The 11,991-nt window shown below is 63.9% G+C and carries 13 protein-coding genes; 10 read left to right on the forward strand and 3 right to left on the reverse strand.

Features of this window, described 5'->3' with window-relative positions:
* Nucleotides 1-94: 94 nt before the first annotated feature.
* On the reverse strand, nt 95-448 hold the full coding sequence (locus tag ENZ74_RS07715; RefSeq protein ID WP_013528880.1) for a hypothetical protein: 354 nt from the start codon (nt 446-448) through the stop codon (nt 95-97).
* A 324-nt stretch (nt 449-772) separates the two neighbouring features.
* Here ENZ74_RS07715 and ENZ74_RS07725 point away from each other — a divergent pair, with 324 nt between their 5' ends.
* Entirely contained in the window at nt 773-1,744 is a 972-nt protein-coding gene (locus ENZ74_RS07725; RefSeq protein ID WP_013528882.1) for an AraC family transcriptional regulator, read from the forward strand.
* Between the two features lie 62 nt (nt 1,745-1,806).
* Here the strand turns inward: ENZ74_RS07725 and ENZ74_RS07730 are convergent, their stop codons facing one another.
* Nucleotides 1,807-2,232: an OsmC family protein gene (locus ENZ74_RS07730; RefSeq protein ID WP_063169527.1), complete on the reverse strand. Its 426-nt coding sequence runs from the start codon at nt 2,230-2,232 to the stop codon at nt 1,807-1,809.
* A 220-nt stretch (nt 2,233-2,452) separates the two neighbouring features.
* Here ENZ74_RS07730 and ENZ74_RS07735 point away from each other — a divergent pair, with 220 nt between their 5' ends.
* The 3 genes from ENZ74_RS07735 (at nt 2,453) to ENZ74_RS07745 (ending at nt 3,695) form a co-directional block, all read left to right on the forward strand.
* Entirely contained in the window at nt 2,453-2,674 is a 222-nt protein-coding gene (locus ENZ74_RS07735; RefSeq protein ID WP_063170404.1) for a hypothetical protein, read from the forward strand.
* Nucleotides 2,671-3,027, forward strand: a complete 357-nt coding sequence (locus ENZ74_RS07740) for a YciI family protein (RefSeq protein ID WP_063169526.1) — start codon at nt 2,671-2,673, stop codon at nt 3,025-3,027. Before ENZ74_RS07735 ends, ENZ74_RS07740 begins: the two co-directional genes overlap by 4 nt.
* A gap of 140 nt (nt 3,028-3,167) precedes the next feature.
* Nucleotides 3,168-3,695, forward strand: a complete 528-nt coding sequence (locus tag ENZ74_RS07745) for a hypothetical protein (RefSeq protein ID WP_024504998.1) — start codon at nt 3,168-3,170, stop codon at nt 3,693-3,695.
* 10 nt (nt 3,696-3,705) lie between these two features.
* On the opposite strand, the gene ENZ74_RS07750 is transcribed toward ENZ74_RS07745, so the two are convergent.
* Nucleotides 3,706-4,965 carry a ubiquinone biosynthesis hydroxylase gene (locus tag ENZ74_RS07750; RefSeq protein WP_027163307.1) on the reverse strand — a complete coding sequence of 420 codons (1,260 nt, stop codon included), beginning with the start codon at nt 4,963-4,965 and terminating at the stop codon, nt 3,706-3,708.
* Between the two features lie 96 nt (nt 4,966-5,061).
* On the opposite strand from ENZ74_RS07750, the gene tesB reads away from it, so the two are divergent.
* From tesB to ENZ74_RS07780, 6 genes are all read left to right on the forward strand, one after another.
* Complete coding sequence (gene tesB / locus ENZ74_RS07755) at nt 5,062-5,937, forward strand: acyl-CoA thioesterase II (protein ID WP_013528888.1); 876 nt, start codon at nt 5,062-5,064, stop codon at nt 5,935-5,937.
* Nucleotides 5,938-6,154: 217 nt separating this feature from the next.
* The gene (locus ENZ74_RS07760; protein WP_013528889.1) at nt 6,155-6,493 is read left to right on the forward strand and encodes a P-II family nitrogen regulator; all 339 of its coding nucleotides are present in this window, start codon (nt 6,155-6,157) and stop codon (nt 6,491-6,493) included.
* A gap of 205 nt (nt 6,494-6,698) precedes the next feature.
* A complete protein-coding gene (locus tag ENZ74_RS07765) occupies nt 6,699-7,880 on the forward strand; it encodes an ammonium transporter (RefSeq protein ID WP_224619141.1) in 1,182 nt (393 codons plus the stop codon).
* 305 nt (nt 7,881-8,185) lie between these two features.
* The gene (locus ENZ74_RS07770; protein ID WP_063170403.1) at nt 8,186-8,461 is read left to right on the forward strand and encodes a hypothetical protein; all 276 of its coding nucleotides are present in this window, start codon (nt 8,186-8,188) and stop codon (nt 8,459-8,461) included.
* A gap of 259 nt (nt 8,462-8,720) precedes the next feature.
* On the forward strand, nt 8,721-11,396 hold the full coding sequence (locus ENZ74_RS07775) for a DNA translocase FtsK (protein WP_063169525.1): 2,676 nt from the start codon (nt 8,721-8,723) through the stop codon (nt 11,394-11,396).
* A gap of 145 nt (nt 11,397-11,541) precedes the next feature.
* Nucleotides 11,542-11,991 (forward strand): outer membrane lipoprotein carrier protein LolA (locus ENZ74_RS07780; protein WP_127312719.1); only part of this gene is annotated, 450 nt, incomplete at its 3' end.

An 11,991-nucleotide genomic window follows, 5' to 3' on the forward strand; every position in this document is an offset into this window, starting at 1 on the left:
CCCTTGCCCTGGCCGTAAGCGCCGCCGGCGCTGAAGGCCAGCCAGCCGGCAAGCCCGACAAGTGCCGCCCGGCAGGCGTGGTGTGACGAGGCCCTCAACATCCTTTGCTCGCAACAAGCTGCCGGAGATAGACAAGCCGCGTGCCGATGACATTGTTGACGATCGCCGTCTTGCCGGCCGGCGCCATGCCGCCGTATTTCTTGACCGACGGCCCATGATTCTTCGCCTCTTCGTAACCTGCCATCAATTGCCGCAGATCCGCACAGGACATCGAGGCGTACTTCGCCTGCTCCTGCGGGCTGATGACGCTCGATTGCGCCATGCCGGCGGAGTTGGCCGCCGCCATGCCGGCCATGCCGACGACCGCAGAAACCGGGTTGATGCCGACGCAGCCCGATAGGCCGAGGCACAGGACCGGTGCCGCCAGGACTGTATGCCGGACGCTCATGGCCGACGCTCCCCACACGGCCGCTTCGGATCGCGATGGTCGGCGACGGTTCCGCCGAGAGCGATGGACAACAGATAGACGCGTGGATTGAAGCCTGCCGAGGCGAGCCCCGACAGTGTCCTGAACAATTGCAAATGATACATCGAACCCCCTTGTGGCTGTTTGCGATGCGCTTCCTGATCGGAAACGCGCTGCAAACTAGGTCCGGCAAAAGCGGGCAGCTTGGACGCAGCGGCCCTAAAAACGGCCCAAACGGCCCTGTATTGACGTTTTCGGAGGCGCGGCGCATATCACGCCGCTTCTGATTGACCTGAGGCATGGGGGATGCCGGTGACGGCGACGATGGGGCCAACCGCCTCGTTCCGACTGATGACGGACGCGCTTCCGGAGCGGGATCGCGTCGAGGTCATGCGCGAGGTCTATGGCCGCACGGTGCTCAAGGTCGATCTCGATCCACTCGGCCCGACGCATGTCGATATGCAGGTGCGCGCGTTGCCTGGCCTCGGCATCGCCACGGGCACGTGTTCGGAATTCCGCGTCCATCATTCGACGTCGCTGATCGACAGCGACGATCTCGTCCTCCTGGTCGCCCTCGATGGCGCAAGCGTGATGAAGCATCGCGGCCGCGAGGAGCCGGTCGGCAACGGCCAGGCGCTGATGATGAGCGGCGAGGAGGTCGGCCTCAATGTCATCCAGCCAGGCGGTCTTCGCTTCGTCAATATGAGCTTCTCGCTCAAGGCACTGTCACCGCTGATCGGCGACCCGGCGCCGGCGCTGATGCAGCCGCTGCCAACCTCCGGCGGGGCGATGCGGCTGCTGCTCGACTATGTCAGGTCGATCCAGGATGCCGGCGACGTGCTGACCCCGGAGGCCTGGCATCTGGCGACGACGCATATTTTCGATCTCGTCGCTCTGGCCATGGGTGCCACCCGAGACGCGGCAGAAATCGCCCGGGGCCGAGGCGTGCGCGTGGCGCGGCTGCGTGCCATCAAGGCCGAAATAACAGCCCATGGCGGCGACCTGTCGGCCGAAGACATCGCCCGCCGTCACCGCCTTTCGGCCCGCTACATCAGAAAACTGTTCGAGAGCGAAGGCACGTCGCTGTCGGATTTCATGCTGTGCCAGCGCCTGTTGCGCGCGCATCGGATGCTCAGCAATCCTCGTCATGCCGGACGCAGCATCACGGCGATCGCCTTCGAGGCAGGCTTCAACGACCTCTCCTATTTCAACCGGGCGTTCCGGCGGCGCTACGGCGCGACGCCATCGGATGTGCGGGCGGCCGCGTTGAAGGGCTGACCGCAAACGAAAACGCCGGCCCAAGGGCCAGCGGTTTCTGGATGAATTTGCCGTTCGGGCCTTCAGCCGAGCTTGGCGTCGAGCGATACGTTTATGGCGCCGAGCGCCTTCGAGACCGGACAGCCGGCCTTGGCCCTTTCGGCCAATTCCTTGAACTTCGCCGCGTCGATGCCCGGGACCTTGCCGACCACTGTGAGGGCGCTGCCGGTGATCCCGGTGCCGGGAACCAGCGTCACCACGGCCTTGGCGTCGAGTTCGGTGGCGGGGGTGCCGTTCTCGGCCAGGAAATGCGAAAACTGCATGGCAAAGCAGCCGGCGTGCGCCGCCGCGATCAGCTCTTCAGGGTTGGTGCCGGATTTGCCGCTCTCGTCCTCGAAGCGCGCTTTGAACGAATAGGGCGTGCCCTTCAGGGTTCCGCTCTGGGTGTCGAGCGTGCCCGTGCCCTCTTTCAGATTGCCTTTCCAGACGGCGTTTGCGGTGCGGTCCATGAATTCCTCCTTATTACAGCGGTGGCGCCGGCCAGGCGGCGTTCCTCCCAACTATAGCGCGGGCGCGAGGGAAGGCCACCGCGCTGTTTGCGCGCGCATGCAGCACCGGCGAGCCCCACCGAATCTTTTTTGAAAAAAATGTGCGTGCAAAATGTCGACTTGCATCGGCCCCGAGCGTCCTGCGGGCGGCCACAGATTCTCGTGGCGGATGGAGGTTCGCATGAACAATCTGTTTTCTGCCCATTGGACAAGCACCTGCCGAACGGCTGATCCAGGGAAAAGCGGCCCGCTGCATGTGCCGCCCTCCGGCTTCGGCCGGCTGCTTGCGGCAGTTGCAATCATCGGCATTGCGGTCAGCCTTCTCGACCATGTCGCTGCCGGCAAGAACTCAACCGATACCGTGATCGCCTATGGTTCGTCACAGCAAGGGAGCTGGAAATGAAATATGTCTGTCTGGTCTATGGCGAGGAAAACGACCTCCATGCCATGACGCCGGAGCGTCTGGCCAAGCTCGATGCCGATTCGATGGCTCATGACCGGTCATTGGATCATCGTGGGGTGCTGATCGTCGCGCAGGCGCTGCAATCGGTGAAAACGTCGAAGACGGTGCGGCGACGCCAGGGCAAGCGGCTGATCACCGACGGCCCGTTCGCCGAAACCAAGGAGCAGTTGCTTGGCTTCGTCATGATCGAGGCCGACAATCTCGACCAGGCGCTGGAGATCGCCGGCGAGATCCCGCTGGCCGAAATCGGCACCATCGAGGTGCGGGCGATCTACAGTGTGCCGGGGTCATAGCCCCCGCCATGTGCTACAGCCACGCGGAAACCAAGGCGTTCGATTGAACGATCGTCCCGGTTCATTTGGTGCGCAACTTTTGCGTGTTGAAGCAAGGCGAGAGTTCTCCTATCGTCGCCGGGGTTCTTGGGGATTTCGACATGCCTTTCCTGATTGCTATCCTTGGCGTGATGGGCGCGGCGGCGTTCTGGTGGTACCGGATGAAGGCGATGAACGACGCGGCTCGCGAGGTTGCGGACGTTGTCGGGCGCGTGCAGGGCAACATCCGTCGCAAGAAGCTGCGCAAGCAGGCGGCTCTGTCGCCTCTGACGGCGATCGATGATCCGGTCGTAGCGGCGGCTACGCTGATCACATCAATCGTCTCCGAGGATGGGCCCATCCTGCCGCAGCGCGAGGCTGTCATCCGCGCGGTGATTTCCGAGATCGCCGACAAGAAGAAGACCGACGAGGCGGTGATCTACGCCAAATGGGCGGCGGCGCAGGTCGACGACACCACCGTCGTCATCGACAAGCTGGCGCCGTTCCTGCGCGAACGCCTCGATGTCGCCGAGCGGAACGATCTGCTGCAGATGGTCAACCGCGCCGCCCAGGGCGGGGAAAAACGCCTCGAAATATCCGACCAGAGGATATTGCGGCTGCGGCAGAAGCTGGGTTTCGAGGTCAACTGAGCGATAGCGCTCAGATCGCCTCGCCCTTCAACAATCGCGGCGTGCTGGCGGACAACCCCGACGCCTGCCGGATAAAAAAATCCTTCAGGCGCGGCATGCGTTCGACAAGGCCGAGGCCGATGTCGCGGACGGTTCGCAGCGGGCCGATATCGTTGGAAAACAGCCGATTCAGCGCGTCCGTGGTGATGCCCATCTGCACCGTGTCGAAGCGGCGCCACTGCTGGTAGCGTTCGAGGACGTCGAGCGCGCCGATGTCCTGGCCGAGCCGGTCGGCCTCGACGATCACCTCGGCAAGGGCCGCGACATCCTTGAAGCCGAGATTGAGGCCCTGGCCGGCGATCGGGTGGATGCCGTGGGCGGCATCGCCGGCGAGTGCGATGCGGGGCGCGACGAAAGCACGCGCAATGGTCAAGCCGAGCGGCCAGGCGCGCGGCGCATCAGTAACGCGGATCTCGCCAAGCTTCAGGCCAAAACGCTGCTCGAGTTCGTGTTCGAACAGGAGATCGTCACCGGCCACCAGCTTCTCGGCATCGGGCGTACGCTCGACCCAGACGATCGACGAGCGGTTGGTGCCGTCCTCACCGGGTTTGAGCGGCAATGTGGCGAAAGGCCCGGCCGGCAGGAAATGCTCTTCGGCGCGACCATTGTGCGGGCGTTCATGCGCTACCGTGCAGACGATGCCGGACTGGCCATATTCCCACTTCACCGTCTTGATGCCGGCCATGTCGCGCAGCTTCGAGTTGACGCCGTCGGCGGCGACCAGCAGCCGCGCCTTCAGCGCTGCGCCGTCGGCGAGATGCACGGTGATGCCACTGCCGTTGGTCTCGAAGCCCTGCACCGCGACGCCTTCGATGATATCGATGCCGAGCCTTTCGGCGCTGGCCCGCAAGGCGCCGTTCAGCACCTTGTTGGCGACCATATGCGCAAAGGGCTCGCCCGGCGCCACTTCGCCGCCGAAGGTCAGGAAGACCGGACGCACCGGATCGGCGGTGCGCGAATCGGTGATGATCATCTCAGTGATCGCCTGCGCCTGGGGTGCGATCTCGGCCCACACGCCGAGCTGGTCGAGCATGCGGCAGGCGGCAGCGGCAATGGCCGAGGCGCGGCCATCCCTTTGCCAGGCGCCAGCAGGTGCCGCATCGACGAGAGCGATGGCGAGGCCCGGTCGCGCCTGTTTCAGCGATACGGCGGCGGCCAGGCCGACATAGCCGGCGCCGGCGACCAGGACATCGAGCCCGGATCTGTTTTTCGTGTCCGCCTTGCGTTCCATCATCTTCGCTCCTGCGCCGGCCGGGTCTTGCGCCCTTGACTGCCTGTCCGTCCTGTCGGAAACCGCCATAACACTTCTGCGGCGAGGGCGCGAAATATGACGGCAGCCATGGACGAGCTTCTCGGCATTCTCGACCTCGAGAAGCTGGAACACAATCTGTATCGTGGTCGCAGCCCGCTGCTCGACTGGCAGCGCGTGTTCGGCGGCCAGACCATCGCCCAGGCGCTGGTGGCGGCGCAGCGGACAGTGGATCCCGATCGGTACGTGCATTCGCTGCACGGCTATTTCATGCGGCCCGGCGACACCAAGGTGCCGATCGTCTACGAGGTCGACCGCATTCGCGACGGCGGCTCCTTCACCACGCGGCGCGTGGTGGCGGTCCAGCACGGCCAGGCGATCTTTTCGCTCGAAGCCTCGTTCCAGCAGGATGAGGTCGGCCTGGAGCACCAGGTGCCGATGCCGCAGGACGTTCCGGGGCCGGACACATTGCTGTCGCAACGCGAATTGCTGGGCAAATTCGGCGAGGCGGTGCCCGATGGGATCAAACGCTACTGGGAGCGCGACCGGCCGATCGAGATGAAGCCGGTGATGCTGAAGCATTACACCAGCCGCGAAAAGCTGGAGCCAAAGCAGAACATCTGGATCCGCACCACCGGTCCGGTGCCGGCGGACCGCGCCATCCAGGCAGCGGTGCTCGCCTATCTCTCCGACATGACGCTGCTCGACACATCGACCTTCGCGCATGGCCGCGCCATTTTCGATCGCGATATCCAGGCGGCGAGCCTCGACCACGCCATGTGGTTCCACCGCAGCCATGCGCTCGACGACTGGATGCTCTACACGCAGGACAGCCCGTCGACGCAGGGCTCGCGCGGCTTTACACGCGGCTCGCTGTTTGCCCGCGACGGTACGCTGATTGCCTCGGTTGCGCAGGAAGGGCTGATCCGGCTCAAGCGATCGCCTGCAGAGTAGGCATTTTTCGAAATTTGCCCAATTTTTAAGCAGGCGTATCGCCGCAGCTGTGGGCAGGTTGCGTCGGCGCACTCCCTAATCTCTTTGTTTACAGTGGGTTAACACCCTGCTTCCGCACTTGGCACGGAGCTTGAATCCTTGTGGGCACTCTCCGGCTCTTTGGGATCGGTGAAGGTGTACAAACGCGGGGGACCGCAACAGCAAAGGGTGAAACCTTATGAAAATCGTGATGGCAATCATCAAGCCGTTCAAGCTCGACGAGGTACGCGAAGCGCTCACCGCCGTCGGCATCCAGGGCCTGACCGTCACCGAAGTCAAAGGCTACGGGCGTCAGAAAGGGCATACGGAGATCTATCGCGGGGCGGAATACGCGGTCAGCTTCCTGCCGAAGATCAAGATCGAAGTCGCGGTCAGTGCCGACATGGTCGACAAGGCCGTCGAAGCCATCACCGCAGCCGCCAAGACCGGCCAGATCGGCGACGGCAAGATCTTCGTTTTCGGCATCGATCAGGCGGTGCGCATCCGCACCGGCGAAACAGACACCGACGCGCTCTGAGCGGCGATCACGTATTCCAATGGAGAGTTCAATGAATATTCCTTCCACCTTGAAGACGACGGGACGAGCTGCCCTTTTGGGTTCGCTTACTCTCGCAGCATTGGGCACGGTTGCCGCCTTCGCACAGGAAGCGGCACCGGCCGCAGCCGCGGCCGCGCCGGCTGCTGCCCCGACCCCGGTGCTCGACACCGGCAACACCGCCTGGATGCTGACCTCGACGGCGCTGGTGCTGATGATGACCATTCCGGGCCTGGCGCTGTTCTACGGCGGCATGGTGCGCAAGAAGAACGTGCTCGCCACCGTCATGCAGAGCTTCGCCATCACCTGCCTGGTGACGGTGCTGTGGTTCATGTTCGGCTATTCGCTGGCCTTCTCGGACGGCGGCGGCGTGAACAGCTATATCGGCGGCACCTCGAAGTTCTTCCATCACGGCATCACCACGGCCTCGCTGTGGCTGCCGGGCGTCGCCAACATTCCTGAATTCGTGTTCTCGATGTTCCAGATGACATTCGCCATCATCACGCCGGCGCTCATTGCCGGCGCCTTCGCCGAACGCATGAAGTTCTCGGCGCTGCTGATCTTCATGGCGTTGTGGCTGCTGGTCGTCTACGTGCCGATCGCGCATTGGGTCTGGGGTGGCGGCTTCCTCGGATCGGCGGGCGTGCTCGACTTTGCCGGCGGTACGGTCGTTCACATCAACGCCGGTGTCGCCGGTCTGGTCTGTGCGCTGGTTCTCGGCAAGCGCGAAGGCTATGGCACCACCAACATGGCGCCGCATAACCTGGTCTATTCGGTGATCGGCGCTTCACTGCTGTGGGTTGGCTGGTTCGGCTTCAACGCCGGTTCGGAACTGGCAGCCGACGGTCTTGCCGGCGCTGCCATGCTCAACACCCAGGTTGCCACCGCCGCGGCGGCACTGGCCTGGATGTTCGCCGAATGGATCGTCGCCAAGAAGCCTTCCGTGCTCGGCATCATCTCGGGTGCGGTTGCCGGCCTGGTCGCGGTGACGCCGGCTTCCGGCTTCGTCAACCCGACCGGTGCCTTCATCGTCGGCATCGTCGCAGGCGTCGTCTGCTACCTCTCGGCGGTCAAGGTCAAGCACATGTTCGGCTATGACGACTCGCTCGACGCCTTCGGCGTGCATGGCGTCGGCGGTGTGGTCGGCGCTCTGCTCACCGGCGTGCTCGCCGACCCGGCGATCAACAGCCTCGGCGCAGGTGCTTCGCTCGGCAAGCAGATCTACGGCGTTGCCGTCACCATCGTGTGGACCGGCATTGCCACCTTCGTGCTCCTCTACATCGTCAAGGCGCTTGTCGGCCTGCGCCCGACGACCCAGGAAGAGGTCGAAGGCCTCGACATCTCCCAGCATGGCGAAGTGGTGCCGTAAGGGCGGAACCCTCCTCCCGCCGGCCCCATATCTCCACGCAATTCCGAATGGAAAGCGCTGCACAGTTCTCCTGGAATTGCTTTGAAAGATCCCGTCGTGACGCTCCCGAAAGGAGTTCACGCATTGAGGCCCGGATCGCATCCGGGCCTCTTTTTTTGGCAAGCCATTCCGGCAATGCCCGGCTTCACGCAATCACGTTCGCGTGATCATGTTTTTTGAGGAAACAACGACCGCTCTGGTTCCGAACCGTGGGGACGATCGTCGTTCTGACGCTCGTGCCAAACAACAGGGAAGGAAACCATCTCATGAACCTCAAGAACATCTGTCTCGGAGCGCTTGCTCTTTCCATGATCGGCGGCGTGGCGTTTGCCGGTGCTCTGGACGAGCCCGACAACATGGCGCCGTTCTTCACGGATTCCGGCATGAAAACCATGAAGCCGATGGCGGGCTTCAAGACAGCTTTCATGGCCATGCCGATGGAAAAGCAGGAAGCGATGAAGAAGGAATGCCAGGATGCGGCGATGAGCAAGCCGCATGCGGAATTCTGCGCCAATGTGCAGGCGCTCGGCGGCGCCAACTGATTTGCCGCGATCGGGCCGAGGCCCGATCTCCGTTCAGACGACCAATGGCGGGCCGGCAGCCCGCCATTGTTTCGTTCGATGGAGCTCCATCGGTCCGTCGTCCATCATTGCCTCATACGGCTCAACCGGCGGTAATGAGGTTTGAGCGTCTCAACCTCTTATAGTTAATGCGCCCTTAACCTTCCCACCGATAGTCTGAGACCCGAATCTGCCGGAGTGCGCCACGCACCCGGCGAGTCCACGACAGACGGGGAAGAGCATGCGTTCAGGGGCTTCAGCACCGCTCGCGCTGGCCGATACGGGGCACGGCATCCAGGCGTTCGCGCGGCGTCAGGTCGGGCGGCTGGTTGGCGTCGGCCTGTTCGCGCTGGCCGCCTTTGGCGTTGCCAGCCTTGCCACCTGGAATGTCGCCGATCCGAGTTTTTCCCACGCGACGAACAACTCCGTCACCAACGCCATGGGCTATGCGGGTGCCGTGTTCTCCGACCTCGCCATGCAGTTCTTCGGCCTCGCCGCCGTCGCCGCCCTGGTTCCGACGGTCATCTGGGGCTTCCTGCTGTTTTCCGCGCGCGGTGTCGACAGGCTGCCCAAGCGCGGGTTGTCCTGGTTCGGCTTCGCGCTGCTGGCCGCGGCGATGGTCGGCTGCGTGGTGCCGCCCAAGACCTGGCCGCTGCCCACCGGCCTCGGCGGCGTGTTCGGCGACATGGTGCTGAAGATCCCCGGTGTCGTCATCGGCGGCTATCCGACCGGGCTGATCGCCAGCATCATCGCCATCCTGCTGTCGGCGCCCGCACTGTGGCTCTTCGCCCATGGCTCGGCGCTGATCGGACGCAAGAACGGCTTTGCCGTGATGGAGGACGAGCCCGCCGTCGATCCGCGCGAGGACGACCTTTTGTTCGACAATGACGAGGACGAAGGCGACGAGGGCATCCTGGCGCTCGGCGCCATCACCCATTGGTGGCTGTCGCTGCGCGCGTGGATGCACCGCCGCGCCGTGCGCCGCAGGCAGGAGCGGGACGAGTACGAGCCGGAGATGGAGCAGCGCTCCACCGCCTGGCGCCGCGCCGCCGAACGGGTCGAATCGGCCGAGTTCGCCGAGCAGCGGATGAGCCAGGATGGCCGCGCCCGCGTCGAGCCGGAATTCTTCGCCGCCATGGTCAACGACCGCAGCGCCTCGCTCGACCCCGACGATGCCGATATCTTCGACGACCGCTTCGACAATGCGGGCGAGGATGCCGATTTCGACGATGAGCCTGTCGTGCAACGCCGAGGCGCGCCGACCGCCAAGGTACAGCCGTTCCGTTCCGATGCCGCCACGCGCGTCGAGGCGCCGGCGGCGCGCCCCGTGCCCGGCGCCCGTGTGCAGCGCGAGGCGCAGACATCGCTGATCGGCTCTGAAAAATTCGAAATGCCGTCGCTGCACTTCCTCTCCGAGCCGAAGAACGTGGTGCGCGACGCCAGCCTGTCCAAGGACGCGCTGGAACAGAACGCGCGCCTGCTCGAAGGCGTGCTGGAGGATTTCGGCGTCAAGGGCGAGATCATCGCCGTCCGTCCGGGTCCGGTCGTCACGCTCTATGAGCTCGAACCGGCGCCCGGCATCAAATCGTCGCGCGTCATCGGCCTGTCCGACGACATCGCCCGCTCGATGAGCGCCATCGCCTGCCGCGTCGCGGTGGTGCCCGGCCGCAACGCCATCGGCATCGAACTGCCGAACGCCAAGCGCGAAACCGTCTATCTCAGGGAGATCCTGGCCAGCCGCGACTTCGAGACGACGAAGGCCAAGCTGGCACTGGCGCTGGGCAAGACCATCAATGGCGAGGCGGTCATCGTCGACATCGCCAAGATGCCGCACGTGCTGGTCGCCGGCACCACCGGCTCGGGCAAGTCGGTCGCCATCAACACCATGATCCTGTCGCTGCTCTACCGGCTGACGCCGCAGGATTGCCGGCTGATCATGATCGATCCGAAGATGCTGGAACTCTCGGTCTATGACGGCATCCCGCATCTGCTGACGCCCGTCGTCACCGATCCGAAGAAGGCGGTGGTGGCGCTGAAATGGACCGTGCGCGAGATGGAGGACCGCTACCGCAAAATGTCCAAGGTCGGCGTGCGCAACATCGACGGCTTCAACGCCCGTGTCAGCCAGGCGGACAAGAAGGGTGAGAAGATCTCGCGCACCGTTCAGACCGGCTTCGACCGCCAGACCGGCGAGGCGATCTACGAGACCGAGAACCTCGATCTCGAGCCGATGCCTTATATCGTCGTCATCATCGACGAGATGGCCGACCTGATGATGGTCGCCGGCAAGGACATCGAAGGTGCCGTGCAGCGCCTGGCGCAGATGGCGCGCGCCGCCGGCATCCATGTCATCATGGCAACGCAGCGGCCGTCGGTCGACGTCATCACCGGCACCATCAAGGCCAATTTCCCGACCCGCATCTCCTTCCAGGTGACGTCGAAGATCGACAGCCGCACCATTCTGGGCGAGCAGGGCGCCGAGCAGCTGCTCGGCATGGGCGACATGCTCTACATGGCCGGCGGCGGCCGTATCCAGCGCGTGCACGGCCCGTTCGTCGCCGATGAAGAGGTCGAGAAGATCGTCGCGCATCTGAAGCTGCAGGGCGTGCCGGAGTATCTCGACGCCATCACCGAGGATGATGGCGAGGATGACGACGAGCCGTCAGGCAAGGGTGGAGCGAGCGGCGGTGGCGGCAACAGCAATTTCGAGGATTCCGACGATCCTTACGATCAAGCGGTCTCCGTGGTGCTGCGCGATGGCAAGGCCTCGACCAGCTATATCCAGCGCCGGCTGGGCATCGGCTATAACCGCGCTGCCTCGATCATCGAGAAGATGGAGAAGGAAGGTATCGTCGGCCCGGCCAACCATGCCGGCAAGCGCGAGATCCTGGTGCCGACCGAAGAGGACAAGTTCTGACCAGAAAGCCTGACCCTTGCGACATCCGGCAACCTTGAACCTTTCAAGGCGTTGAAGCGACCAAGGGACGCCCGACCCGCCAAATTTCAGCCCAACTGGGGGTCCAAGCACAGAACAACTCAGGAATCAGACGAGAGTGACCGACATGAAAAACGATCTTTCAGCGCTCAGCACATTTGCTCCATCCCGGCGTCAGTTGCTGGGCCTCGGTCTGGCGTTTGCAGGGGCGGCAGCCTTCAACGCGGTGCCCGGCTTCCAGGTGCTGGCCTCGGCGCAGGCGGCTGTGCCGGCCGCTGCGCAGAAGATCGCCGACCACTTTTCCTCGGTCAAATCGATGAGCGGCGAATTCGTGCAGTTCGGCCCCAAGGGCGAGCAGACCGGCGGCAAGTTCTTCCTCGAACGGCCGGGCAAGATCCGCTTCAACTACGACGGCTCTTCGAACTTCCGGGTGATTTCAGACGGCCAGTCGGTGGTCATCCTGAACAAGAGGCTCAACACGTCCGATCTCTATCCGCTGTCGAAGACACCCTTGAAGCTGCTGCTCGACAACAGGATCGACCTCTCCGGCGACCGCGTCAAAAGCGTCAAGCAGGAG

Origin of the sequence: Mesorhizobium sp. M7A.F.Ca.CA.002.15.2.1 (assembly GCF_003998715.1) — a bacterium.
Taxonomy (GTDB): domain Bacteria; phylum Pseudomonadota; class Alphaproteobacteria; order Rhizobiales; family Rhizobiaceae; genus Mesorhizobium; species Mesorhizobium ciceri.